The sequence below is a fragment of the Ruegeria sp. CL5 genome (assembly GCF_056536485.1).
Window position 1 is genome coordinate 285,719 of the sequence record NZ_JBQFPS010000001.1, and the last position, 23,684, is coordinate 309,402.

General features: G+C 54.8%; 23 protein-coding genes and 3 tRNA genes. 11 read left to right on the forward strand and 15 right to left on the reverse strand.

What is annotated here, in order from left to right; all coding sequences use genetic code 11:
- The first annotated feature begins 91 nt into the window (after positions 1-91).
- The 4 genes from ACR0IU_RS01445 to ACR0IU_RS01460 all read left to right on the forward strand — a co-directional run bounded on the left by ACR0IU_RS01445 (position 92) and on the right by ACR0IU_RS01460 (position 3,659).
- Positions 92-1,234, forward strand: a complete 1,143-nt coding sequence (locus ACR0IU_RS01445; RefSeq protein ID WP_480715000.1) for an acyl-CoA dehydrogenase family protein — start codon at positions 92-94, stop codon at positions 1,232-1,234.
- Between the two features lie 7 nt (positions 1,235-1,241).
- The gene (locus tag ACR0IU_RS01450) at positions 1,242-2,282 is read left to right on the forward strand and encodes an enoyl-CoA hydratase/isomerase family protein (RefSeq protein ID WP_480715001.1); all 1,041 of its coding nucleotides are present in this window, start codon (positions 1,242-1,244) and stop codon (positions 2,280-2,282) included.
- A gap of 3 nt (positions 2,283-2,285) precedes the next feature.
- Complete coding sequence (mmsB, locus tag ACR0IU_RS01455) at positions 2,286-3,158, forward strand: 3-hydroxyisobutyrate dehydrogenase (protein WP_480715002.1); 873 nt, start codon at positions 2,286-2,288, stop codon at positions 3,156-3,158.
- A 108-nt stretch (positions 3,159-3,266) separates the two neighbouring features.
- Positions 3,267-3,659, forward strand: a complete 393-nt coding sequence (locus tag ACR0IU_RS01460; protein WP_480454811.1) for a hypothetical protein — start codon at positions 3,267-3,269, stop codon at positions 3,657-3,659.
- Between the two features lie 6 nt (positions 3,660-3,665).
- Here the strand turns inward: ACR0IU_RS01460 and uvrA are convergent, their stop codons facing one another.
- The 4 genes from uvrA to ACR0IU_RS01480 form a co-directional block, all read right to left on the reverse strand.
- Entirely contained in the window at positions 3,666-6,524 is a 2,859-nt protein-coding gene (gene uvrA, locus ACR0IU_RS01465) for an excinuclease ABC subunit UvrA (protein WP_480715003.1), read from the reverse strand.
- A 107-nt stretch (positions 6,525-6,631) separates the two neighbouring features.
- Positions 6,632-7,198 carry a class I SAM-dependent methyltransferase gene (locus tag ACR0IU_RS01470; protein WP_480715004.1) on the reverse strand — a complete coding sequence of 189 codons (567 nt, stop codon included), beginning with the start codon at positions 7,196-7,198 and terminating at the stop codon, positions 6,632-6,634.
- A gap of 106 nt (positions 7,199-7,304) precedes the next feature.
- A tRNA-Asp gene (locus ACR0IU_RS01475) sits at positions 7,305-7,381 on the reverse strand.
- Between the two features lie 52 nt (positions 7,382-7,433).
- Positions 7,434-7,510, reverse strand: a tRNA-Asp gene (locus ACR0IU_RS01480).
- A 213-nt stretch (positions 7,511-7,723) separates the two neighbouring features.
- On the opposite strand from ACR0IU_RS01480, the gene ACR0IU_RS01485 reads away from it, so the two are divergent.
- Positions 7,724-7,798, forward strand: a tRNA-Val gene (locus tag ACR0IU_RS01485).
- Positions 7,799-7,871: 73 nt separating this feature from the next.
- On the opposite strand, the gene ACR0IU_RS01490 is transcribed toward ACR0IU_RS01485, so the two are convergent.
- A complete protein-coding gene (locus ACR0IU_RS01490) occupies positions 7,872-8,099 on the reverse strand; it encodes a hypothetical protein (protein WP_170469869.1) in 228 nt (75 codons plus the stop codon).
- A gap of 249 nt (positions 8,100-8,348) precedes the next feature.
- On the opposite strand from ACR0IU_RS01490, the gene ACR0IU_RS01495 reads away from it, so the two are divergent.
- Positions 8,349-9,935 (forward strand): APC family permease, encoded by a 1,587-nt coding sequence (locus tag ACR0IU_RS01495; protein WP_480715005.1) that lies wholly within the window; start codon positions 8,349-8,351, stop codon positions 9,933-9,935.
- A gap of 47 nt (positions 9,936-9,982) precedes the next feature.
- Here ACR0IU_RS01495 and lon read toward each other — a convergent pair whose 3' ends face one another.
- The 4 genes from lon to ACR0IU_RS01515 all read right to left on the reverse strand — a co-directional run bounded on the left by lon (position 9,983) and on the right by ACR0IU_RS01515 (position 15,233).
- Positions 9,983-12,391 (reverse strand): endopeptidase La, encoded by a 2,409-nt coding sequence (gene lon, locus ACR0IU_RS01500; RefSeq protein WP_480715006.1) that lies wholly within the window; start codon positions 12,389-12,391, stop codon positions 9,983-9,985.
- Between the two features lie 233 nt (positions 12,392-12,624).
- Positions 12,625-13,035: a DUF6636 domain-containing protein gene (locus tag ACR0IU_RS01505; RefSeq protein ID WP_480715007.1), complete on the reverse strand. Its 411-nt coding sequence runs from the start codon at positions 13,033-13,035 to the stop codon at positions 12,625-12,627.
- 92 nt (positions 13,036-13,127) lie between these two features.
- Positions 13,128-14,258, reverse strand: coding sequence for a tRNA guanosine(34) transglycosylase Tgt (tgt, locus tag ACR0IU_RS01510; RefSeq protein WP_480715008.1), 1,131 nt, complete (start codon positions 14,256-14,258; stop codon positions 13,128-13,130).
- Positions 14,259-14,321: 63 nt separating this feature from the next.
- Positions 14,322-15,233, reverse strand: a complete 912-nt coding sequence (locus ACR0IU_RS01515; RefSeq protein ID WP_170770678.1) for a nucleoside hydrolase — start codon at positions 15,231-15,233, stop codon at positions 14,322-14,324.
- 175 nt (positions 15,234-15,408) lie between these two features.
- On the opposite strand from ACR0IU_RS01515, the gene ACR0IU_RS01520 reads away from it, so the two are divergent.
- The 3 genes from ACR0IU_RS01520 to ACR0IU_RS01530 all read left to right on the forward strand — a co-directional run bounded on the left by ACR0IU_RS01520 (position 15,409) and on the right by ACR0IU_RS01530 (position 17,036).
- Positions 15,409-16,299, forward strand: coding sequence for an SPFH domain-containing protein (locus ACR0IU_RS01520; RefSeq protein ID WP_010439798.1), 891 nt, complete (start codon positions 15,409-15,411; stop codon positions 16,297-16,299).
- Positions 16,299-16,577: an NfeD family protein gene (locus ACR0IU_RS01525; RefSeq protein WP_170469854.1), complete on the forward strand. Its 279-nt coding sequence runs from the start codon at positions 16,299-16,301 to the stop codon at positions 16,575-16,577. Before ACR0IU_RS01520 ends, ACR0IU_RS01525 begins: the two co-directional genes overlap by 1 nt.
- 96 nt (positions 16,578-16,673) lie before the next feature.
- Positions 16,674-17,036 carry an SUF system Fe-S cluster assembly protein gene (locus ACR0IU_RS01530; protein WP_010439793.1) on the forward strand — a complete coding sequence of 121 codons (363 nt, stop codon included), beginning with the start codon at positions 16,674-16,676 and terminating at the stop codon, positions 17,034-17,036.
- Between the two features lie 219 nt (positions 17,037-17,255).
- Here the strand turns inward: ACR0IU_RS01530 and ACR0IU_RS01535 are convergent, their stop codons facing one another.
- Entirely contained in the window at positions 17,256-17,588 is a 333-nt protein-coding gene (locus ACR0IU_RS01535; protein ID WP_170770676.1) for a hypothetical protein, read from the reverse strand.
- Positions 17,589-17,764: 176 nt separating this feature from the next.
- On the opposite strand from ACR0IU_RS01535, the gene ACR0IU_RS01540 reads away from it, so the two are divergent.
- Positions 17,765-18,130 (forward strand): HesB/IscA family protein, encoded by a 366-nt coding sequence (locus ACR0IU_RS01540; RefSeq protein ID WP_170469848.1) that lies wholly within the window; start codon positions 17,765-17,767, stop codon positions 18,128-18,130.
- On the opposite strand, the gene ACR0IU_RS01545 is transcribed toward ACR0IU_RS01540, so the two are convergent.
- Positions 18,127-19,041 carry an isopenicillin N synthase family dioxygenase gene (locus ACR0IU_RS01545; protein WP_480715009.1) on the reverse strand — a complete coding sequence of 305 codons (915 nt, stop codon included), beginning with the start codon at positions 19,039-19,041 and terminating at the stop codon, positions 18,127-18,129. The genes ACR0IU_RS01540 and ACR0IU_RS01545 overlap by 4 nt on opposite strands.
- 121 nt (positions 19,042-19,162) lie before the next feature.
- Here ACR0IU_RS01545 and tpiA point away from each other — a divergent pair, with 121 nt between their 5' ends.
- Complete coding sequence (tpiA, locus tag ACR0IU_RS01550) at positions 19,163-19,912, forward strand: triose-phosphate isomerase (RefSeq protein ID WP_480715010.1); 750 nt, start codon at positions 19,163-19,165, stop codon at positions 19,910-19,912.
- Between the two features lie 6 nt (positions 19,913-19,918).
- On the opposite strand, the gene ACR0IU_RS01555 is transcribed toward tpiA, so the two are convergent.
- The 4 genes from ACR0IU_RS01555 to ACR0IU_RS01570 all read right to left on the reverse strand — a co-directional run bounded on the left by ACR0IU_RS01555 (position 19,919) and on the right by ACR0IU_RS01570 (position 23,560).
- Complete coding sequence (locus ACR0IU_RS01555) at positions 19,919-20,230, reverse strand: DMT family transporter (RefSeq protein WP_480715011.1); 312 nt, start codon at positions 20,228-20,230, stop codon at positions 19,919-19,921.
- 158 nt (positions 20,231-20,388) lie between these two features.
- The gene (locus ACR0IU_RS01560) at positions 20,389-21,765 is read right to left on the reverse strand and encodes a TRAP transporter large permease (RefSeq protein ID WP_010439778.1); all 1,377 of its coding nucleotides are present in this window, start codon (positions 21,763-21,765) and stop codon (positions 20,389-20,391) included.
- Positions 21,765-22,442, reverse strand: a complete 678-nt coding sequence (locus ACR0IU_RS01565) for a TRAP transporter small permease (protein WP_170469832.1) — start codon at positions 22,440-22,442, stop codon at positions 21,765-21,767. The genes ACR0IU_RS01560 and ACR0IU_RS01565 overlap by 1 nt, the downstream gene beginning before the upstream one ends.
- Before the next feature lie 116 nt (positions 22,443-22,558).
- Positions 22,559-23,560 carry a DctP family TRAP transporter solute-binding subunit gene (locus tag ACR0IU_RS01570; RefSeq protein WP_010439772.1) on the reverse strand — a complete coding sequence of 334 codons (1,002 nt, stop codon included), beginning with the start codon at positions 23,558-23,560 and terminating at the stop codon, positions 22,559-22,561.
- Between the last annotated feature and the right edge of the window lie 124 nt (positions 23,561-23,684).

Below are 23,684 nucleotides of genomic sequence, written 5' to 3' on the forward strand. Positions count from 1 at the left end.
CGTCCGCAGCGTTTGCCGCCGTTGAAAAATTTCTGTAAGGATTGAAGAATAAAACGCTTGTTCAATTCTGCAGTATACAGGGACCACCGCCATGGATTTCGCGTTGACCGAAGAACAGACGGCCATTTTTGATATGGCCTATGCCTTTGGCCAGGAACATATCGCCCCATTCGCGCGCCAATGGGAAGCTGACGGCACGATCCCGAAAGATCTTTGGCCCAAGATCGGCGAACTTGGATTTGGCGCCCTCTACGTCTCGGAAGAAGGTGGCGGATCAGGCCTGAGCCGCCTTGATGCGACGCTGGTGTTCGAAGCCCTGTCGATGGCCTGCCCCTCGGTCGCGGCTTTCCTTTCGATCCACAACATGTGCGCCAAAATGCTGGACAGCTTTGCCAGTGATGATCTGAAATCGCGCATCATGCCTTACATTCTCAGCCTTGAGACGGTGCTCAGCTATTGCCTAACGGAACCTGGTTCCGGCTCAGACGCTGCCGCTTTGAAAACCCGGGCTGAACGCACGAACGAGGGATACACCCTGAACGGCTCTAAGGCTTTCATCTCGGGCGGCGGTTATTCGGATGCCTATGTCTGCATGGTCCGCACGGGTGAGGATGGTCCCAAGGGAATTTCGACAGTCTATGTCGAAGTCGGGACCCCCGGCCTTAGCTTTGGCGCTCTGGAGCAGAAAATGGGCTGGAAAAGCCAGCCCACCGCGCAGGTCCAGTTTGATGACTGTAAGATCCCCGCGGGAAACTTGGTCGGTACAGAAGGCGACGGATTCAAATACGCCATGATGGGGCTGGACGGCGGACGCCTGAATATTGCTTCATGCTCATTAGGTGCAGCGCAGAATGGATTGGATTTGACGCTGCAATACATGTCCGAGCGCAAAGCATTCGGCCAATCCATCGATCAGTTCCAAGCGCTGCAGTTCCGCCTCGCCGATATGGAGATCGAATTGCAGGCCGCCCGCACCTTCCTACGGCAAGCTGCGTGGAAACTGGATCAAGGTGCGCCTGATGCCACCAAATTCTGCGCCATGGCCAAGAAATTCGTCACCGAAACCGGATCGAAGGTGGTTGACCAGTGCCTGCAATTGCATGGCGGCTACGGTTATCTGGCCGACTATGGCATCGAAAAGCTTGTGCGCGATCTGCGCGTGCACCAGATACTTGAAGGCACCAACGAGATTATGCGCGTCATCGTTGCACGGCAAATGCTGGCGAACCGCTGAGGGTCCAATGGCTAACATCGATATACGTACCGTAGGGCGCGCCGGGCGCATCACGTTAACTCGCCCAAAGGCCCTGAATGCACTTAGCTATGAGATGTGCATGGCCATCGACACCGCTCTCCGGAGTTGGCGTGAGGATGATGCAGTCGATTTGATCATTTTTGACGCCGAGGGTGAAAAGGCTTTTTGTGCCGGTGGCGACATTGCAGAGCTATACGCAACTGGCACCAATGGCGATTACGATTACGGCCGTACCTTCTGGCGCGACGAATATCGGATGAATGCTACAATCTTTGAATACCCCAAACCTGTTATCAGCTTCCTGCAAGGCTTCACCATGGGTGGCGGTGTTGGCATCGGCTGCCATGGCAGTCATCGCATCGTTGGCGAAAGCTCGCAGATTGCTATGCCGGAGTGTTCGATCGGTCTGGTCCCTGATGTGGGCGGAACACTGATGTTGGCGCTGGCGCCAGGGCGTCTAGGCGAGTATTTGGGATTAACCGGCTACCGAATGGGCCCCGATGACGCAATCTTTGCTGGCTTCGCGGATCATTTCATTCCGCAAGACCGCTGGGCGGGCCTTATCGAAATGCTGGAAGCTTCCGGTCGTGCAGAATTTGTTGAAGAGCACACTGAAACTCTCCCGAAAGGCAAACTGACCGAGCTCCAACCACAGATCGACGCGTTTTTCGGCGGAGAAAGCCTGACCGATATCCTGAACATCCTGCGTAGCGACGGCCAGGAATTCTCGTCGAAAGTTCTCAATGGCCTCAAACGAAATGCTCCGATTTCGATGGCCTGTTGCATCGAAATGCTGCATCGGTTGCGCGGACCGAATTTGACCCTGCGCAAGGCATTGGAGATGGAGTATCGCTTTACCTATCGCGCGATGGAACACGGAGATTTTCTGGAAGGCATTCGTGCACAGATTATAGACAAGGACCGCAATCCAAACTGGCAATTTGCAGATATGAACGTACCTGCGGCAGCAGTCTCGAATATGTTGCAACCATTAGGTGAGAAGGCGCTGACCTTTTCAGAGGAGTAAGGGATGAAAATCGCATTCATTGGACTGGGCAACATGGGCGCCCCAATGGCAGCCAATTTGGCAGCGGCCGGTCATGAAGTGGTCGGCCATGACATGGCAGACATTTCGATCAATGGTGTGACGATGGCCGCGTCAGGGGCTCAAGCCGTTTCTGGCGCAGAGGCGGTCATCACCATGCTTCCCAATGGCCAGATACTGCGTGCTGTGGCCAATGAGGTCATTCCTGCGATGCAGGACGGTGCGGTTCTGATCGACTGTTCGACGGTAGATGTCGACAGCGCCCGCGCCGTGGCCCAGCAAGCCACAGACGCCGGTCTGCTCTCGGTGGATGCTCCGGTTTCTGGTGGAATTGGCGGTGCCGCGGCCGGCACGCTGACCTTTATGGCTGGTGGTTCTGACACCGCTTTTGCCAAAGCCGCCCCGTTGTTTGAAATCATGGGCCAGAAAGCGGTTCACTGCGGCGAGGCGGGCGCTGGTCAAGCCGCCAAAATCTGCAACAACATGATCCTCGGCGTCACCATGATTGCCACCTGCGAGGCATTTGCACTGGCAGACAAGCTAGGATTGAACCGTCAAAAAATGTTTGATGTGGTAAGTACTTCTTCTGGCTACAGTTGGACGATGAATGCGTATTGCCCCGCGCCGGGTGTTGGCCCCGAAAGCCCTTCTGACAATGATTATACCCCTGGCTTTGCCGCCGAGTTGATGCTGAAAGATCTTCGCCTCAGCCAACAGGCTGCAGAAAGCGCTGATGCCGATACTCCCATGGGAGAAATCGCAACGAAGCTATATGAACAGTTTGTCGAACACGAAAATGGCTTAGGTCGCGATTTCAGCGCCATGTTGCCACGGTTCGAGAAGCGCGGCCGAAGCTAACACTCTGGCAGCGGAAAACCGCACAGGGCTGGAATACAAGGAGGCGCGCTCCTACGTGATTGGGTATTGTACAAGCAAATACAAACACTCACGCCGGAGTGCGCCTCGATGAAAATTCTGACCTGCCTTTCAATGATCTCCCTTATTACGCTGAGCCCAGCCTTAGCGTTGGCCGGGAATGGCAATGGTAAAGGTAAGAACAAGTCCAAGTTGCAGGTCGAACGAATCGCTCCGCAATCTGGTGTGGTGCGTAGCAATGCTGGCCATTGCCCTCCGGGGCTTGCTAAAAAGGCTGTGCCTTGCGTGCCACCCGGGCAGGCCAAAAAGCTCTACCGAAAGGGTGATCGGCTTGATGACTACATCTGGATTGACGACCCTTATCGCTATGGATTGCGGCGCGGTGGCAACTATGTGCGTGCCGGTGACTATGTCTATTCAATCGACCCGGACACGCGCAAAGTGTTGAACCTCATCGGCGCGGTTGCCGACATCCTCTACTAGAGTTCGCTATTCAGCGGCCACACGTTCAGTATTCAGCATCGGCTTTAGGTAATGTCCGGTATGACTGCGCTCGCATTCCGCGACATCTTCTGGTGTGCCCTCTGCCACGATCTGGCCGCCTCCGTCGCCTCCCTCGGGACCGATGTCGATAATCCAGTCGGCGGTTTTCACCACATCCAGATTGTGTTCGATCACCACAACCGTATTTCCCTGATCCACCAGTTCGTGCAGCACTTCTAGGAGCTTACGAACATCTTCGAAGTGAAGACCGGTTGTCGGCTCATCAAGGATATATAGTGTTCGCCCGGTCGAACGTTTGCTGAGCTCTTTCGACAGCTTCACGCGCTGCGCTTCACCACCTGACAGCGTTGTTGCTTGCTGACCGACCTTAATATATCCCAGCCCGACGCGCGCAAGGGCATCCATCTTGTCTCGGATCGAAGGCACGGCCTTAAAGAACTCTTGCGCATCTTCGACAGTCATATCAAGCACATCCGCGATGGACTTACCCTTGAATTTGATCTCAAGCGTCTCGCGATTATAGCGCGCGCCCTTACAGGTTTCACAAGTCACATAGACATCAGGTAGGAAGTGCATCTCGATCTTGATCACACCGTCACCCTGACAGGCCTCGCAGCGTCCACCTTTTACATTGAAGCTGAAGCGACCGGGTTTGTAGCCACGCGCCTTGGCCTCAGGCAGGCCCGCAAACCAGTCGCGGATCGGCGTAAAGGCCCCGGTGTAAGTCGCTGGATTTGAACGCGGAGTCCGGCCTATCGGACGCTGATCGATATCAATCACCTTATCCAGATGCTCTAGACCTTTAATCGTCTCGCAAGGCGCCGGTGTCTGACGCGCACCATTTAGCCGCATCGAGGCCGTTTTGAATAACGTCTCAATCGTCAGGGTGGATTTACCGCCTCCTGAGACCCCAGTAACACAGACGAACTTGCCCAGCGGAAAGTCTGCCGTGACGTTCTTCAGGTTGTTTCCGGTGGCCTTGACCACGCTCACCTTCTGCTTCTTACCTTTTCGCCTCTCTGCAGGTACCGCTATTTCACGCGTCCCAGACAGGTACTGACCGGTAATCGAAGCCGCATCACCAGCGATGTGTTCAGGCGTGCCATGGCTGACGACCAGCCCGCCGTGAACACCAGCCCCGGGTCCAATATCGAAGACATAGTCAGCCTCGCGAATGGCCTCTTCGTCGTGCTCTACGACGATAACGGTGTTTCCTTGATCGCGCAGGTTCTTGAGTGTCCCCAACAGCCGGTCATTGTCGCGTTGATGCAGACCAATCGATGGCTCGTCCAGAACATACAATACCCCGGTCAGGCCCGATCCGATTTGGCTGGCCAAACGAATGCGCTGGCTCTCGCCACCGGACAAAGTGCCACTTGAACGTGACAATGTAAGATATTCCAAACCCACATTATTTAAAAAGCCGAGCCGTTCGCGAATTTCTTTCAGAATGGCCCGAGCGATTTCGTTTTTTTGCGCAGTCAGATGGTTCGGCGCATCCTCAATCCAGGCCAATGCCTCTCGGATCGACATCTGGACCACCTGCCCCACATGCAGCCCTGCGATTTTTACAGCCAGCGCTTCTGCGCGCAGACGATATCCCTCGCAGGTGCCACAGGGACGATTGTTCTGATAACGCTCGAATTCTTCGCGAATCCAGGCGCTGTCAGTCTCGCGATATCGGCGCTCCATGTTGGGTATGACGCCCTCGAAGCTGCGCGTGACCTGATAAACGCGACCACCTTCGTCATAGCGGAACTGGATTTCCTCATCGCCAGAACCACGCAGGAACACCTGCTGAACTTTATCGGGCAAATCCTTCCACGGCGTGTTTTTGTCGAACTCATAGTGCCGCGCGATGGCTTCGATGGTTTGCAGGAAATACGGGGATTTCCCCTTCCGCCACGGCGCCAAAGCCCCATCATACAGCTTCAGCGTCTGGTCCGGCACAACGAGGCGTTCATCAAAGAACAGTTCAACCCCCAGACCGTCGCAATCGGGGCATGCTCCGAAAGGCGCGTTGAATGAAAACAGACGGGGTTCGATCTCGGGGATCGTGAACCCACTGACCGGGCAGGCAAAATTCTCACTGAACGTGATCCGCTCGGGGTCGCCCTCTTTCGGTGCGGTTTCGAGAATTGCAATCCCATCGGCAAGATCCAGCGCTGTCCGCAGGCTGTCAGCCAAGCGCGTTTCCATCCCTTCACGTACAACCAAGCGATCAACCACGACGTCGATATCATGTCGGAACTTCTTATCCAGCGTTGGCGGTTCATCCAACTCGTAGAACTCGCCATCAACCTTGACGCGCTGGAACCCTTGTTTGCGAAGTTCCAGGAATTCCTTTTTGTACTCGCCCTTCCGGTCCCGCACGATTGGGGCCAGCAAATAGCCACGGGTGCCCTCCTCCATGGTCATGATCCGGTCGACCATGTCTTGCACTTGCTGCGCCTCGATAGGCAGCCCTGTGGCCGGGCTGTAAGGCGTTCCAGCACGAGCAAACAACAGACGCAAATAGTCGTAAATCTCGGTCACGGTCCCCACGGTTGAGCGGGGATTCTTGGACGTCGTCTTCTGTTCGATCGAAATAGCAGGGCTCAGGCCGCTGATGTGATCTACATCGGGCTTTTCCATCATATCCAGAAACTGCCGCGCATAAGCCGACAAGCTTTCGACATAGCGGCGCTGACCTTCGGCGTAGATAGTGTCAAACGCCAGCGAGGACTTGCCCGAGCCAGAAAGACCGGTGATCACCACCAGCTGATCACGCGGAATGTCGACATCAATGCTTTTGAGGTTATGCTCGCGCGCGCCGCGCACCTCGATATTCTTCAGCTCAGCCATTCTGGCCCCCAACAGATACGTCTTTCAGAGATAAGCGAGCAGCGCCGAGTCTCCAATCGAAAAATTAGAACAAAGCAAGAACTAGCGGATTTTCTCCGGCTTACCAACTACTGAATCGATTTCCGGGCCAATGCCCATGCGCAAATTGGGAAATCCGGGTCATTTTCCAATTCGTCGGTCTCGGGATCGTAGGTCGGTGGCCAATCCAGTTCCAGATTTCGTTGGGCTGCATGGCGATTGCCCCACTGCTCTGCCTTGATGCCAGTCGGATCAAAACCGCACTCACTTAGCAAATTCTTCAATCCTCGCGCAGTCCACCGAGAACAATCCTGCGGAGCTGCGTGAAACGGAATGAAAAAAGGCACTGCGAGCCAGAAGTAACCGCCAGGTCGCAGCATCTCCAACACGTTCAAAGTCGCCTCATAAGGTCGATCAAGATGTTCCCAGACCTGATTGGCCAGGATCAGGTCAAATTGCCGGACTTGTCCGTGTTCATCCAGCAATGGTCCGCAGCAGATATCAAGCTGACGCTGCCAGGCTTGCGTATAGTTCTGAAAGGCGAATTGCTTGCCCCAGGAACCTGAAATCTCGAAAGCCTCCAGCTTCTGCGGATTGAGCTCATGAATCCACTGACGGCTGCGGCGGGCCATCACGACCCGGTTCAAGCTTGTCATGAGCACCCTCTCGGACAGAACTAAGTCGGACGGAAACGTCATGCCAGACCTCAAGACACCCTGCAATGCGATAGCGTGGGTATGGGTGTCTGATTTCAAAGGAAAATGGCGCGGTTGACGGGGCTCGAACCCGCGACCCCCGGCGTGACAGGCCGGTACTCTAACCAACTGAGCTACAACCGCGCATTTTGGGTCTATGTGTGATCCGTTTGCCCGGATCAAAGGCTGACAGTGATGGCGCGGTTGACGGGGCTCGAACCCGCGACCCCCGGCGTGACAGGCCGGTACTCTAACCAACTGAGCTACAACCGCCCACTGCCCGTTCATCTCTGAACGTTGGGGTGTATTATGGCCACCGCTGTGCAGCGTCAAGCGGCGTTTTCAAGTTTTTTGCTTAATCACGGATTTTTCCAATGCAAGTAACTTTGAACAAAGCAAACGCATCGTGAAATCCCCGCTCCACCGCCAACGGATAACGATTTCAGCTTGCGAATATTTCTTGGTTTCTTTATTTGAGCCCGCCAAGGGTGATTAGCTCAGTGGTAGAGCGCTTCGTTCACATCGAAGATGTCAGGAGTTCAAATCTCTTATCACCCACCATGTTTTCAATAACTTATTAGCTGCAAGTAAAGTGCTGGGATCCTTTCAGATCAAACGCGCAGCACACCCTGCATTACCCACCGACATACACGCCGGACTTCGGGCGATAGAATATCTTCTGGTCATGTAGCCTGCCGAGTAATTCGTGTGCCTTGCGCACAAAGTTTTCGCGGGCCTCTCTGTCCTCATTGCCTTCATCAACAAGTGCGACGGACCTGGCCGAAATCGCATGGCGCATTGCCTCTTCAATCAATTCCATATCTTCCACCGAAAGTTCGAACAGATCGTTGTACCGAGGCATCCTGGGGTCTCCTACAATGGCGCGGGCTCTCAGCGTGAATGATATTCCAACCCGGGTCCAGCGTTATGATACCCTGAAGATAAACACTCGTGGCAGAAAGTGCTCGAAACGACTGGAAAATCTTTCCAATTCGTTGCTTTAGGCACTGAGATTCTTGCATGATTATAGAGACTTGCCATGTTTCCTACGGCCTGCTTATCCTGAAATGGCGGTTTTTCGAACCAACGGATTTCCTGGATGGGTTAACAAATGGCGAAACTGAAGCGGGAAATCGGCCTCGTTGGACTTACGTTCATTTCAGTCGGCGGCATCATCGGGTCGGGCTGGCTATTCGGCCCACTGCTCGCCGTGCAGCATGCCGGCCCTGCCGCTATTCTTTCCTGGATCATCGGCGCCGTTGCGATGTTCATTCTGGCGATCACATTTGCCGAAATCTCGGCGATGCTGCCTATCCCCGGCGGCATCGCACGCGTCCCGCAGTTTTCGCATGGCAATATCGTGTCGATGGCGATGGGTTGGACCGCCTGGATTGGCTACAATACGACCGCCCCAATCGAGGTTGAGGCCATGCTTAAATACCTCGCGCCATACGCGTCTTGGCTCCATACGGCAGAAACTGGGGAACTGACCGGGGCCGGTGTCTCTGTTGCACTGCTATTCATGCTGTTATTCGTTGCGGTAAACGCGCTGGGGGTTAAGTTTTTCACACAGGTAAATGCGACACTGACCTGGGCTAAAGTTGCGATCCCAGTTGTCTTGTCAGTTCTGTTGATCGCATCAAGATTTGAAACGCAAAACTTTACGACGCCAGATGGATTCGCCCCCTATGGTCTTAAGGGTATCATGGCGGCCGTATCTACTGGCGGCGTGATTTTTTCCTTCATTGGATTCCGACATGTGGTTGATATGGCTGGGGAAGTTCGCAATCCGAAATTTGCTATACCGGCCGCATTGGTTCTTTCCATTGTGCTGTGTGCACTGATCTACCTCGGACTACAGGTTGCCTTTATAGGAGCACTGGACCCCACAATGATCAGCCAAGGCTGGGCGCACCTGAGCTTTGGCGGTCAAGGGCCGTTGGATGGCGTCATCATGTCAGTTGGGCTGTTGTGGTTTCTCAGCCTTTTGAACATTGGTTCGATTATTGGCCCTTTTGGCAATGGGCTTGTAGCGACAGGCTCAAATGCAAGGATCGCAATGGCCCTGTCGCAAAATGGATTCCTGCCGAAGCGGTTGCAGATGCTCTCATCCTTTGGCGTCCCTTTGTGGGCACTGGCGCTGAACTTTCTGATCGGCACGCTGTTCTTGCTCACCGTACCGTTCACTACAGTCATCGCCTTGAACGGGGCCGCAATCGTCCTTTCATTTGCGGTCGGCCCCATCGCCGTGGTGTGCCTCCGCGATCTGCTACCTGATCAACCCCGCTCGATCCGTATCCCCGCGGTCAAACTTGTCGCAATCACAGCCTTCGCCATTTCGACGTTGATCGTTTATTGGAGCGGTTGGGACACGGTCTGGAGGCTTGGTATCGCCTTGCTTATTGGCATGGCGCTGCTGCTGATCCGCTTTCACAACCGACTTGATGAGATGGACGCGACAGAAGCCCTTTGGCTGATGCCATATTTCTGCGGCCTGGGGCTGATATCTTACATGGGGCAATTTGGAGACGGTGCGCAGAGACAAATCCCATTCGGTTGGGACATTTTGCTTTGTGTCGTATTTTCGATGGTGATCTTCGCACTCGCTGTACGTTCGGCCCTGTCGGATAAAAAGTTTCAGGCTTACATCGCTGATGAAGAAGTGCTCGATCCGTCCAAACCGGTCATCGGCCTTTAAACAAAAAAAGGCGGGGATGACCCCGCCTCTTAACTTTATCAGCAGTCTTAATGAGCTGTCGCAGACGGTGCGGCACCTTCGGCCGCTTTTGCAGCCGCCGCGGCAGCCTCTTCCGCAGCCTCGTCCCAATCAATAGACTCAGGCGCACGGATAAGTGCTTGCTCAAGAACTTCCGAAACATGCTTGACCGCGATGATTTCCAGCCCTTCCTTCACGTTATCCGGAATATCTGCCAGATCCTTTTCGTTCTCTTCAGGGATCAGAACGGTTTTGATCCCACCACGAAGAGCAGCCAGCAGTTTTTCCTTCAAACCACCGATTGGCATAGCATTCCCGCGCAGCGAGACCTCGCCTGTCATAGCGATGTCCTTGCGTACCGGAATACCTGTCAGAACCGAAACAATCGAGGTCACCATCGCCAAGCCCGCTGACGGCCCATCCTTGGGCGTCGCGCCATCGGGCACGTGGACGTGGATGTCGATCTTGTCGAACTTCGGTGGCTTCACGCCGATCTGAGGCGAAATCGACCGAACGTACGACGATGCTGCGTCGATGGATTCTTTCATCACATCGCCCAGCTTCCCAGTGGTCTTCATCCGACCCTTACCGGGCAGTTTTAGCGCCTCGATATGCAACAAGTCGCCCCCGACCGAGGTCCAGGCCAAGCCGGTGACTACGCCGACCTGATCGTCCTGTTCGGCGAGTCCGTAGCGGAACTTAGGCACGCCGAGGAAGTCATCCAGATTTTCCGGCGTCACCGTCACGGTTTCCGCTTCTTTCTTGATGATCTTGGTCAGCGATTTTCGCGCCACCTTGGCGATTTCACGTTCAAGGTTCCGTACGCCCGCCTCGCGAGTATAGGTGCGGATGATCGATTGCAGTGCCTCATCGGTAAGTTCGAACTCTTTGTCTTTCAGACCATGGTTTTTGACCTGCTTGCCGATCAGGTGCTGCTTGGCGATCTCACTTTTTTCGTCTTCGGTATAACCAGCCAGCGGGATGATCTCCATCCGATCCAGCAGAGGCCCGGGCATATTGTAGCTGTTCGACGTGGTCAGGAACATCACGTTGGACAGGTCATATTCGACCTCCAAGTAGTGATCCATGAACGTGTTGTTCTGTTCTGGATCCAGCACCTCCAGCATCGCTGAGGCCGGGTCGCCACGGAAGTCCTGTCCCATCTTGTCGATCTCGTCGAGCAGGATAAGCGGGTTCGTGGTCTTCGCCTTTTTCAGCGCCTGAATGATTTTACCGGGCATCGAACCGATATAAGTCCGACGGTGACCCCTGATCTCGGATTCGTCGCGCACGCCACCCAGCGAGATGCGAATAAACTCGCGCCCCGTGGCTTTGGCGACGGACTTACCCAGTGAGGTCTTACCCACGCCCGGAGGGCCAACAAGGCACAGGATCGGGCCTTTCAGCTTTTTCGAACGCTGTTGAACTGCGAGGTATTCAACGATCCGTTCCTTGACCTTTTCAAGACCATAGTGATCAGCGTCCAGAATGTCCTGCGCACGGCCCAGATCCTTTTTGACACGGGATTTGGTGCCCCATGGCAGAGCAAGGATCCAGTCCAGATAGTTGCGCACAACAGTGGCCTCGGCCGACATCGGCGACATGTTCTTGAGCTTTTTCAGCTCACCCTCGGCCTTCTCGCGCGCTTCTTTCGAAAGCTTGGTCTCGTTGATTTTGGCTTCCAGTTCAGCGACTTCGTTGCTGCCGTCCTCACCATCGCCGAGCTCTTTCTGAATGGCCTTCATCTGCTCATTCAGATAGTACTCGCGCTGCGTCTTCTCCATCTGAGATTTGACGCGGGTCTTGATTTTCTTCTCGACCTGCAGAACGGACATTTCGCCCTGCATCAGGCCATAGACCTTCTCAAGCCGCTCGCTGACGGAAAGAGTCTCAAGCAATTCCTGCTTCTGTTCGACCTCGATGCCTAGATGACCCGACACAAGATCAGCGAGTTTCGCAGGCTCAGTGGTTTCGCCGACTGCAGCCAGTGCTTCTTCGGGAATGTTCTTGCGCACTTTGGCATAGCGCTCAAACTCATCCGCGACAGTGCGCAAAAGCGCCTCAGTCGTGGTGACATCGCCGGGAATTTCGGTCAGATACTCGGCGCGGGCTTCGAAAAACTGATCGTTTTCAAGAAATTCTGTGATCTGCACACGTGCCTGCCCTTCGACCAGCACCTTAACGGTGCCATCGGGCAGCTTCAGCAGTTGCAGTACATTGGCCAGAACGCCCGAGCGGTAGATACCGTCGATCTCTGGGTCGTCTTCACCAGGATCAATCTGGCTCGACAACAGAATTTGCTTGTCATCCTGCATCACCTCTTCCAGTGCGCGGACCGATTTGTCTCGGCCCACGAATAGCGGCACGATCATATGTGGGAATACCACGATGTCGCGCAGCGGCAGGACGGGGTATGAGGAATTCAGAGGCTCTTGCATGCTCTATCCTTATCATTGGCAAGACGGCGCTGGTCCCTGGATCAGGCAACCATTGGCTGTCTCCTGTCTTGGACGATAAAGGTGGGGCACCTGTTCCCCCATTTCAACCTCATCGCCGTTTGTCGTGATGCAGCATGACCCGATGAATTGGGGACTTCAAGGCGTCCGGCAGACATATCCACCGATTTTGGCCCGGCGCGCTGACAAAACCTCCAATAAATTGTCAGTTGGGATTAAAATATCCGCTGCTTGGCGCGAGATAAAAAGAACCCGTGGCCGACTTCATTCCTGCATTCCAAACCCTTTTCCGAGGAATGGCAGATAAATCCACCAAACGTCCCGGTTACGCCATATTCTGCGCGATCATAACCGTTGCGATTTTGATTGACGGGTTGGCATAGCATGCGGACAGCGCCTTTATCGGTCATGAAAAATTCATGTCCCCAATCAGACTGGCAATCCGCAGGTCGTGGCAAAGCAGGCGCGCCGCTACGCTCAATTATAGTGCAAGACAAATCCGAGGTTCCGGCATCCTGCCCGACAACACATTGGATGTTTTCAGACGGGGTTTCAAAGGTCCAGACATCTGCGTGGGCCGAGGATGCACAAAGAACGATTGCTATAGAAACAAGTAAGCGAGGCATGGAATCCTCCTTAACAAAACAATGAAATTGATGAAACAAACTGAGAACAATATAGCAAACAGGGCGATGTTTGTCACCGCATGAGACGCAATCTAGAGCGGTTCTATATCGCCCTGCTCTCGTTGTGCATGAAACTGCGCCTGCCACTGCGCAAATGTTCCGTTGGAAATCGCGTCACGCATGCCCTGCATGATTTCCTGAAAGTAGTGAAGGTTATGCCAGGTCAGCAGCATTCCCGAGATCATCTCATTTGACCGGAATACATGGTGCAGATAGGCGCGGGAATAATTTGAGCACGCAGGGCACGTACAATGCTCATCCAGAGGACGCGGGTCGTCAGCATGGCGGGCGTTCTTGATGTTGACCACACCGTAGCGCGTAAACACCTGCCCGGTACGTCCGGACCGCGAAGGCAGCACGCAATCCATCATGTCGATTCCGCGTGCCACGGCACCCACGATGTCGTCGGGTTTGCCCACACCCATCAGGTAGCGCGGCTTGTCCTCAGGCAGGAATTCTGGTGCATAATCAAGACAGCTGAACATGGCCTCTTGCCCCTCGCCCACCGCGAGCCCACCAACCGCGTAGCCTTCAAAACCGATCTGTTTTAGCGCTTCTGCGCTTTCTTCACGCAGGTCCTGTTCCAACCCACCCTGCATGATTCCGAACAAGGCATGTCCGGGGCGATCACCGAACGCGTCCCGAGACCGTTCGGCCCATCGCATCGACAATCGCATCGACTCGGCGATGCGGTCCCGATCCGAAGGCAATGCCGGGCATTCGTCGAAACACATCACGATGTCCGATCCCAAAAGGCGCTGGATCTCCATCGAACGTTCAGGGGTCAATTCGTGCTTTGACCCATCGATATGGGATTTGAAGGTCACGCCCTTCTCAGTCAGCTTGCGCAAACCAGCCAGCGACATGACCTGAAACCCGCCCGAGTCTGTCAGGATCGGGCGTTCCCAGTTCATGAACTTGTGCAAACCACCCAGGCGGTCGATCCGCTCGGCCGTAGGACGCAGCATCAGGTGGTAAGTGTTGCCCAGCAAGATATCCGCACCGGTTGCGCGGACGCTTTCGGGCATCATTGCCTTAACCGTCGCCGCAGTCCCGACGGGCATGAATGCAGGCGTCCGCACCTCGCCGCGCGGCGTGTTGATCACGCCGGTGCGGGCCTTGCCGCCTGTGGATTTCAGGTCAAACGAGAAACGGTCGGTCATGTTGGGGCCTCGGGTCGCGGAACCGGGCAGGCTTTGCCCGATCTACTGGTTCAATGCAACCCGTCAGGGCAGAGATGCAACGCGTTCGGTAAACAGTTGTACAACCCCTGCCCCGTCCACATTCCGGCATACGCGTACTGCAGGCCGCGAAGGGTTAATACGTGTGGCCCCGATGTCAGGTCCTTCGAGCGACACCTGCAAACCAGTTTCAACCACATCGAACATTGGCTCATGCGTACAAGCGATCACTGCCGTCGAATCGTGCAGGCCACAACCTTCAAGCCCGCCAACCTCTTTGTAGAACTTCAGATAGAACCGCGAGATGTCGCGCAGAAAACCACCCATATCGGGGGATTTCTGAGCCAACCCTTCGAAGTCGGCAGTTTCATAAAGCGTTTTCAAGGTCACATCCAAGCCAACCAGCACGGTCGGCAGAGACGCAGCGAATACTTCATCGGCAGCCTTGGCATCATGGTAAATATTCGCTTCGGCATGCTCGGTAATGTTACCCGGGCAGTAAACCGCGCCACCCATGATCACCAGCTTGGCCACATTGTCGGCAAAATCCGGGTCAAGCTTGATTGCATCCGCAATATTGGTGAGCGGGCCAACAGCACAAACGACCAATTCACCGCGATGCGCGCGCGCCATTTCAACCAGGAACTCTGCGCCTGTCAGCGCGTGGTTCTCGCCAATATGCGGGATATCGGTAAAATCACCGAACCCTTCAGGCCCGTGTACATGCTCGGACGGCGCGTGGCGGTCTTCACCACGTGCAAATGGCGCCCCTTCAGCTACTGGAATATTCAATCCAAGTTTATCAACCAGATAGCGCGCATTGCGACTGGATTGATGCACATGAGTATTGCCAAAGACGGTCGTCAGGCCAACCAACTCTATTTCCGGAGCTGCAGCGGCATAGGCGATGGCCATCGCATCATCGATGCCGGGATCAGTATCAATTATCAGTTTCATCCCCGCCCGATACCGCAAACACAGGTAGGATGCAAAGCGGTCACAGGCAAAGAATTCGCACCGCATTAACTGTTTCAAAGATTTGCATTTGGGCGCACTCAATCCATACCAGAGTTGAAATCGGGCGACTCAATCCCCAAATGTATACTATAGTACACAATAAATGAGGACAGATATGACAGAAGACCAGATTATCGGACTGCTTACTTCGAACATTATTTATCTGCTGGCGGCAGCGCTAATTGCACTTGTCATCTTCAAGGGCATCAAGATCGTGCCTCAATCCGAGAAATACGTGGTTGAACGGTTCGGCCGCTTGCGCTCGGTCCTTGGGCCCGGAATCAACTTTATCGTTCCTTTTCTTGATGTTGCACGCCATAAGATATCCATCCTTGAGCGTCAGTTGCCCAACGCAACTCAAGACGCGATCACCAAGGACAATGTTCTGGTGCAGATCGATACCTCGGTGTTCTACCGTATTCTGGAACCTGAAAAAACTGTATACCGTATCCGTGACGTAGACGGTGCGATTGCCACAACTGTGGCCGGCATCGTCCGTGCGGAGATTGGTAAGATGGACTTGGATGAAGTTCAGTCGAACCGCGCGCAACTGATTGAACGCATTCAGGAAAGTGTCGAAACTGCTGTTGACGATTGGGGTATCGAAGTGACCCGCGCCGAGATTCTGGACGTAAACCTCGACCAGGCCACCCGTGACGCAATGCTGCAGCAGCTGAATGCCGAGCGCGCGCGCCGCGCACAGGTAACAGAGGCCGAAGGTCAGAAGCGTGCCGTTGAGCTGCAAGCCGATGCCGAGCTTTATGCCGCTGAACAGACCGCCAAAGCCCGCCGTATCCAGGCCGAGGCCGAAGCCTACGCGACTCAGGTTGTGGCCAAGGCGATTCAAGATAATGGATTGGAAGCTGCGCAATACCAGGTCGCCTTGAAGCAAGTGGAATCACTGAACGCTTTGGGTAATGGCAGCGGCTCGCAGACAATTGTGGTACCGGCAAATGCTATTGAAGCGTTTGGGAATGCCTTTAACATGCTGAAAGGAGGAAAATGATGGCTGAACCTTTCTGGCTTACTTGGTGGGTCTGGCTGGCTGCGGCGCTCGCTCTGGCCATCCTTGAGGTCGCCCTGCCAGGCTTCATCTTTCTTGGCTTTGCCATCGGAGCAGCCATCACAGGATTGCTGTTGCTGATACCAGGGCTGGTGCCTTCCCTGCCCGTTCTATTGCTGATCTTTGCGGTTCTTTCGCTGGTATCCTGGCTCGCATTACGCCGCATGTTCGCACTGCCTCACGGACAGGTCAAAACCTTCAATCACGATATCAACGAGTGATTTTGTACTGGCGCCCATTCCGGGCGCCACTGCCCCTCTGGACGCTGGTCGGCGGTTTCCCTATATAATTTCTCAGGTAACAGACCCGAGGCATCAATGACCCACCCCAGCGAACAGTTCGAAGGCAGCCCGCTCATTGCGCCTTCGACCATCGAACATCCTTTGTACGACGCGATAGTGGACGCGTGCCGAACAGTTTTTGACCCTGAAATTCCGGTCAATATCTATGATCTGGGTCTCATCTATACCATCGACATCACCAATGAAAACGCGGTCAAAGTCATTATGACCCTAACGGCTCCCGGCTGCCCAGTCGCCGGCGAGATGCCCGGCTGGATCGTGGAAGCCATTGAACCCGTTGCGGGCGTCAAGGAAGTTGACGTCGAACTGACGTGGGAACCGCCTTGGGGTATGGAGATGATGTCAGATGAAGCGCGGCTTGAGCTGGGGTTCATGTAACCCCTTTTCTCATCAGGTTTTATCGTTTGTCGTGAAACGGTTACGCGCCTGTTACAAATGCGTAGACATTGTGACACAAAAAGCCGGTACTTTTCGGTTGTAGGCGCAGTGATACATACTGTGCTGGCGCACCGGGTCGCAAACCTGTCTGCTGTCCCCAAATTGACCTAGCCCGGATATTGACCGCCCTTGCCCGAGGGCGGTCTTTTCCGGTTGCTACTAGTTGATTCCACAGGTCGATTTGATTTCCGCGGCTCTCGCATCCAACTGTTCGACGTAATCGCCTGAAAGCATCTTTAGGTGTTTGTTCTCGGTCCCGGTTATCAATCCCAATAAAGCTCCGGCTGGTAGGATCGAGACAACGCTTTCCGCTTGTTGTTCCTCCGCATGCTTCTTTTCTGCCGCGATCGCACGAAGATCACCCGGTGCTGTGGCACAATTGACCGGGTGCCGTTTGTCATCACCGGCGGCGAATGTCGGATAAGCCAGTGCAATGTAAACCAACCCAGTGGAAATACTTCGACCAAACAACTGCTTTGCACTTAATGCCATCTTACTTCGCCTCTGTCAGACCAATAATTCCACGTCATCCGACCATATCCCGCGCGATATTGCCAACCCGAATTCCCGATCAACCCGCCACATGTGTGGGAATTGTGCCCTCCCTCTCTTGAGCCCGACGAGCGTCGGCCTTAGATTGGAGATAACGCGCGAATACGGAGCCCATCATGTTTGGCATTCCCGGCAAACAAGCCGTGACCATGACACCCAAAGCCGCCGAACAGATTGTTCGGCTGATGAATTCTGGCGGTCACGCCGGTCTGCGCATTGGCGTCAAGAAAGGCGGCTGTGCTGGTATGGAATATACCATGGACTATGTCGATGAAGCCGACCCAAACGATGAGGTGGTCGAGCAGGATGGCGCCTGCGTGATGATCGCGCCAATGGCACAGATGTTCCTGTTTGGGACCGAGATCGACTATGAGGTTTCACTGCTCGAATCCGGCTTTAAGTTCCGCAACCCGAACGTGGTCGATGCTTGCGGCTGCGGGGAATCGATCAAGTTCGACGATACTCTGGCGACGCAGCGTTAAGACGCTGCCTGCAGGTGCACGTAAGTTTCATTAAATCGCTGCGTCAAGTGCTCTCCAGCCCGAATTATCTTGCCTGAATCCGGCGGGGCGACATTGGTGTCATAAGAGGGATTGAAGAACAGCGGGACCGAGATTCGCTCGTCTGAACTCCCTTTGACTCTATGTTCGGTTGCCGTGACTTCACCGTCTGTCCAGAACTCCAACATTTCGCCAAAATTGATAATGAACTGCCCCGGCGCGGCGTTTATAGCCTGCCAATCGCCATCAGGCATACGCACCTCTAGCCCCGGAGTACCATCGGTGGCCAACAATGTCAGGCAGCCATAGTCAGTGTGAGCAGCGATTCCAAAATCGTTTTCTCCTGCCCAATCAGGTCGTTGCGGATAGAAGTTACCGCGCAGCAAGGCCATGGGCGTATCAAAGGCGGCATCAAAACTGTTCGCATCCCGACCGATGGCAACGGCAATGGCACGCAAAACGCGCATGGCAATGCCGCAAGCGTCCGAATAATAGCCTTGGATTATTGTCCGGAACTCGCCGGAAAATTCCGGCCAGAGGTTTGGGGCATACACGCTCAGTTCGCGGCCTGCATAGGGATTGTTGGCAGACAGTTCATAGCCGCAGTCAAACACTTCTTTGAAATCCGGGTTCGCCGTAGGATCGACTTGCTCAGAACGAGGTGCGCCCCAGCCGCGGTTAGCACCGGTGGTGGCCATGTCTACAGTCCGCTTGATCTGTTCAGGTTGCCGAAAAAAGTTGCGGTATTCGCCAATCACCTGCTGAACGCGCTCAGCACTGAGTCCGGTATTGGAAATCGTCAGAAATCCGACCCGGCCAATGGCATGTCTCAGCTTATCCAGCTCCGCCGGCTCACGCTGGTCCAGCTTTGCAAGGTCTAGGTTGTCTATCATGCTGCCCTCTGCATTTACGCGTGCAATCTGTCCACACAATTCGCGGTGCGCAACCGGAATTGTCAGCGCTGCTTGCCGGTGATATCCGGGGTGCAGAACGCACAAAACCGGAGGGATCGCAATGCGGCGTAAGTTGGCGGCAGGCAATTGGAAAATGAATGGAACCGGCGTTGCGCTGAACGAACTAAAAGAGTTGAGCGCGTCACATCCCTCTTCCCCCGTCGAAATACTGATCTGCCCGCCTGCCACATTGCTTCATCGCGCTGGTACTACTGTCGAAGGCTCGGGAATCACTGTCGGCGGACAGGATTGCCACGCCGTGACTTCGGGTGCGCATACAGGGGATCTAAGCGCCGAGATGCTGCTTGATGCAGGGGCAGACGCAGTAATACTCGGTCATTCCGAACGTCGAGAGGACCATGGCGAACAGAACGAAGACATTCGCGCCAAGGCCCGCACAGCGATGGACGCGGGCCTAAAAGCGATAATCTGCGTTGGCGAAAGCCTTGAACAGCGTGAAGCGGCGAATACACTGGACATCATCGGAGGTCAGATGTCGGGATCAATCCCGGATCAGGCGACCGGCGAAAATCTCATTGTTGCCTATGAACCCATTTGGGCGATTGGGACCGGCAAAGTGCCAACCCTGGAAGAGATCGGCGAAGTGCACGATTTCATCCGCGCCCGGCTGGAACGCCGCTTTGGTGAGGGCGTGGGCCGCTCGGTCCGGTTGCTCTATGGTGGGTCGGTAAAACCCAGCAACGCCGCCGAGATTTTTGGAGTATCAAATGTCGACGGGGCACTTGCCGGTGGCGCAAGCCTGAAAGCCCAAGATTTCTCGGGCATCATTCGCGCGCTTGAAAAGGCCTAAGTAGACTTAGGCCAGTTTCATTATGACCAAACCGGTCACAATCAGAATCGCCGCACCGATCCGCATCGGTGTCAGCGCTTCGCCCAGAAACACGATGCCAACGGTGAACGCACCGACAGCTCCGATTCCGGTCCAGATGGTATAGGCCGTTCCAAGCGGCAATTCCCGCATGGCCATCGCAAGCAGACCAAATGACCCGATCATTGCGACACCCATGATCGCTGTCGGCCACAAGCGTGTAAAACCTGCGGTCTGCTTCATTGCGACGGCCCAGACAATCTCAAGCAGGCCAGCGAACAACAGTAATATCCAGGGCATAAGAACACCTCACTTTCCGAGTTCGGGTCGTCCCGAATGATCATTCATGATGGTGAGGTCGTCCTCTGACGCTCAGATATGCGCTTAAGCATCAGTTTCAAGGCACAAAAAAACCGGGCGAATTACGCCGCCCGGTTCATATGATCGGTGAATCCGATCTAGTTGGTTATGATCTCTGGTCCCATGAAGGTGTTGGGCAGGAAGGTCGAAATCCACGGGATATACGTCACCATGATCAGGAAGACGAAGAGCACGGCCAAAAACGGCAGCGCCGCGCGCACAACACTCATCATTGGCATACCCGCGACGCCTGAGGTTACGAACAGGTTCAGACCAACCGGCGGCGTGATCATCCCGATCTCCATATTCACCACCATGATGATGCCCAGATGGATCGGGTCGATGCCCAGCTCAATCGCAATCGGAAAGACCAGAGGCGCCACGATGACCAAGAGGCCTGAGGGTTCCATGAACTGACCGCCGATCAGCAAGATCACGTTAACCACAATCAGGAACGTTACCGGCCCCAGTCCCGCGGACAGCATAGCGCTTGCGATATGCTGCGGGACCTGTTCATCGGTCAGAACATGCTTCAATATCAGCGCGTTGGCGATAACAAACAGCAGCGTGACGGTCAGCTTGCCAGCTTCGAACAGCGTATGCTTGGTGTCGGGGTGCACAAAGGCCGTGACCAGAGCATATGGCTTTTTCAACAGCGAGATGTTCTTAGCATCGCCTTCGGTGCTGAGCGGCCCCATGTCCTTGTAGACAAAGCTCGCGATCAGGAAGGCGTAGACAGCTGCAACCGCAGCGGCCTCGGTCGGAGTAAAGATACCTCCGTAGATACCACCGAGGATGATGACGATCAGGAACAAGCCCCAACCGGCCTCGCGCGCCGAGGTGAAGACTTCTCCCCAACCTTTCCAGTCTCCTTTGGGCAAGTTCTTGACCTTGGCCATAACGTAGATGGTGATCATCAACATCAGACCTGCCATCAGACCTGGAATGACACCTGCAAGGAACATCCGCCCGACCGAAACTTCGACGGCGGCAGCATAGACAACCATCACGATGGACGGAGGGATCAGGATGCCCAAAGTACCAGCGTTACAGATCACACCAGCGGCGAATTCCTTGGAATAACCAACCTGACGCATCCCTGCGATGACGATCGATCCGATGGCCACAACGGTAGCTGGCGATGAGCCCGAAAGCGCGGCGAACAACATACAGGCGAACACGCCCGCAATTGCCAACCCGCCCGGCAGATGCCCCACACAGGCAATCGAAAACCGAATGATCCGGCGTGCAACGCCGCCTGTCGTCATGAAGGACGACGCCAGGATAAAGAAAGGGATCGCGAGCAACGTAAAGTGCCCTTCGAACGCCTCAAACAGCGTGCCCGCGACCGAGGCCAGCGAACTGTCGGAATAGATCAGCAGGAAGAGGGTCGAGCTGAGGCCCAACGAGACCGCAATCGGAACACCGATCAGCAGCAGACCAATGACCATCGAGAAGAGAAGAACAACATCCATCAGTCATGCTCCCCCTGCTGCGCGCGAACCTCTTCGATCTCGTCCTCAACCTCGTGGCTGGCAACAAGGCGATCGGTTTCGCCGCGCCAGATTTGAACGGCAACCTGAGCGAAACGGATCACCAGCAGCAACATCGACAGAGGCAAAACGAAATAGGGAACGACCTTGGGCAGTTTCTCGTAGTACTCACCGTAGTTGATCATATCTTCCAGAAACCGCAGCGGAGCGACCATGGGGATATCGTCAACCTCGTAAAAACTCTGGCTGCGTGCACTCATGTCGAAGCCGGTCGGAAACCAGCGACCCGAAGTTGGCGGCAGATCGGCAAACACCGCCCAGTAGTCATACGACCCCTTGAGCAAGAGCAGCGAAAACACCAGACAGCACGCAACCGCTATCAGCGCCAAAACCCGGCGCGGCGCGGGGGCCAGCATGTTCAGGATCGCATCCACACCCAGATGCGCATGCTTCTTCACCGCATAAGATGCGCCTAGCAGCACCAACCAACCGAAGGTGAAAACAGTCAGCTCCAGCGCCCAAAGAATGTTAGAGTTAAACACAAACCGCGCGATCACATTGGCGAAGGTGACAATCGTCATCAGGCCCAAGAGGCACGCAATCATGGTTTCTTCGATATGGTCGACCAGCCCGCCTTGGCCGGATTTCGCACCAGACATCTCTCTGTCCCCGCATTTTTTTGATGAGAGTGGAGGGAGTGTGGCGGGCCATCAAGGCCCGCCTGACCTACGCGTCCATAACTCCCCAGTCCCCGGACACGCGGCTTGATCCGGGATCAGAACCCGGCGTTGATCGCCTGTGCGGCGTCGATCTTGTCCTGACCTACGTCGTCAGCGAATTTGTCCCACACGGGCTTCATCGCATCGACCCAAGCCTGACGCTGCTCAGGGTTCAGATCACGAATAATACCGCCTGCGTCAGTGATCGAGGCCTTAGCCGCTTCGTTCACCGCAAAGGCTTCCTTGTTCCGGGTCTCCGTCACTTCGGTTAGAATTGTCAGGAACTGATCACGGACTTCGGGGTCCAAGCTATCCAGCCAGTCCACAGAAGTGACCACAAGATAGTCGATGATACCGTGATTGGTCTCGGTGATACCATCCTGCACTTCAAAGAACTTCTTGCCGTAAATGTTCGACCAGGTGTTCTCCTGCCCGTCCACGACACCCTGCTGCAGTGCGCCATAGACTTCCGAGAATGCCATTTTCTGAGGGCTACCACCGATGGCTTCCATCTGTGCCACCAGAACATCCGAGGACTGTACGCGGAACTTGAGGCCGTCAGCATCCGACGGATCAACCAGAGGTTTGTTCGCGGACATCTGTTTCATGCCGTTGTGCCAGAATGCCAGACCTTGCAGGCCACGACGCTGCATGCTGTCTTTCATCGCCTGACCATCAGCCGAGGCCTGGAATGCATCCACGGCATCGATGTTCTTGAACATGAACGGAAGGTCGAACAGGCGGAACTGTTTGGTGAACTTCTCGAACTTCGACAGCGATGGCGCGGCCAGCTGCACGTCGCCCTGCAGCATCGCCTCAAGCACTTTATCGTCATTGTAGAGGGTCGAGTTCGGATAGACCTCCATGCACATAACGCCGTTCATCTCGTCGTTGACGCGCTGCTCCAACAGCGAGGCGGCAATACCCTTGGGATGTTTGTCAGTATTGGTCACATGGGCAAACTTGACCACGATCTCACCGTCATCACAGGCCGCCATCCCGGCCGTCGCAGTGACAGAAAGTGCAATTGCAGTTGCTGCCGTTGTTAGGAATTTCATCAGTCTTTTCCTCCCAGATTTCCCTAAAACTTCGATCAAGCGCTCAGTCCGCGCCGTATGAAGCGGAGTGAAGCGAATCAATCTCTCCCTCTCAACGGTTTGTTCCGTTACTAACCAAATTAAT

Excerpts from the sequence above, each read along its gene's own strand:
- uvrA (WP_480715003.1), bottom strand. The coding sequence starts at position 6,524 with ATGGCTGAGCTGAAGAATATCGAGGTGCGCGGCGCGCGCGAGCATAAC.
- mmsB (WP_480715002.1), top strand. The coding sequence starts at position 2,286 with ATGAAAATCGCATTCATTGGACTGGGCAACATGGGCGCCCCAATGGCA.
- ACR0IU_RS01470 (WP_480715004.1), bottom strand. The coding sequence starts at position 7,198 with ATGACAAGCTTGAACCGGGTCGTGATGGCCCGCCGCAGCCGTCAGTGG.
- ACR0IU_RS01540 (WP_170469848.1), top strand. The coding sequence starts at position 17,765 with ATGTTTGGCATTCCCGGCAAACAAGCCGTGACCATGACACCCAAAGCC.
- ACR0IU_RS01495 (WP_480715005.1), top strand. The coding sequence starts at position 8,349 with ATGGCGAAACTGAAGCGGGAAATCGGCCTCGTTGGACTTACGTTCATT.
- ACR0IU_RS01490 (WP_170469869.1), bottom strand. The coding sequence starts at position 8,099 with ATGCCTCGGTACAACGATCTGTTCGAACTTTCGGTGGAAGATATGGAA.
- ACR0IU_RS01450 (WP_480715001.1), top strand. The coding sequence starts at position 1,242 with ATGGCTAACATCGATATACGTACCGTAGGGCGCGCCGGGCGCATCACG.
- ACR0IU_RS01570 (WP_010439772.1), bottom strand. The coding sequence starts at position 23,560 with ATGAAATTCCTAACAACGGCAGCAACTGCAATTGCACTTTCTGTCACT.
- ACR0IU_RS01505 (WP_480715007.1), bottom strand. The coding sequence starts at position 13,035 with ATGCCTCGCTTACTTGTTTCTATAGCAATCGTTCTTTGTGCATCCTCG.
- ACR0IU_RS01530 (WP_010439793.1), top strand. The coding sequence starts at position 16,674 with ATGACCCACCCCAGCGAACAGTTCGAAGGCAGCCCGCTCATTGCGCCT.
- ACR0IU_RS01460 (WP_480454811.1), top strand. The coding sequence starts at position 3,267 with ATGAAAATTCTGACCTGCCTTTCAATGATCTCCCTTATTACGCTGAGC.
- lon (WP_480715006.1), bottom strand. The coding sequence starts at position 12,391 with ATGCAAGAGCCTCTGAATTCCTCATACCCCGTCCTGCCGCTGCGCGAC.
- tpiA (WP_480715010.1), top strand. The coding sequence starts at position 19,163 with ATGCGGCGTAAGTTGGCGGCAGGCAATTGGAAAATGAATGGAACCGGC.
- ACR0IU_RS01520 (WP_010439798.1), top strand. The coding sequence starts at position 15,409 with ATGACAGAAGACCAGATTATCGGACTGCTTACTTCGAACATTATTTAT.
- ACR0IU_RS01445 (WP_480715000.1), top strand. The coding sequence starts at position 92 with ATGGATTTCGCGTTGACCGAAGAACAGACGGCCATTTTTGATATGGCC.
- ACR0IU_RS01565 (WP_170469832.1), bottom strand. The coding sequence starts at position 22,442 with ATGTCTGGTGCGAAATCCGGCCAAGGCGGGCTGGTCGACCATATCGAA.
- ACR0IU_RS01535 (WP_170770676.1), bottom strand. The coding sequence starts at position 17,588 with ATGGCATTAAGTGCAAAGCAGTTGTTTGGTCGAAGTATTTCCACTGGG.
- ACR0IU_RS01515 (WP_170770678.1), bottom strand. The coding sequence starts at position 15,233 with ATGAAACTGATAATTGATACTGATCCCGGCATCGATGATGCGATGGCC.
- ACR0IU_RS01560 (WP_010439778.1), bottom strand. The coding sequence starts at position 21,765 with ATGGATGTTGTTCTTCTCTTCTCGATGGTCATTGGTCTGCTGCTGATC.
- tgt (WP_480715008.1), bottom strand. The coding sequence starts at position 14,258 with ATGACCGACCGTTTCTCGTTTGACCTGAAATCCACAGGCGGCAAGGCC.
- ACR0IU_RS01545 (WP_480715009.1), bottom strand. The coding sequence starts at position 19,041 with ATGATAGACAACCTAGACCTTGCAAAGCTGGACCAGCGTGAGCCGGCG.
- ACR0IU_RS01525 (WP_170469854.1), top strand. The coding sequence starts at position 16,299 with ATGGCTGAACCTTTCTGGCTTACTTGGTGGGTCTGGCTGGCTGCGGCG.
- ACR0IU_RS01555 (WP_480715011.1), bottom strand. The coding sequence starts at position 20,230 with ATGCCCTGGATATTACTGTTGTTCGCTGGCCTGCTTGAGATTGTCTGG.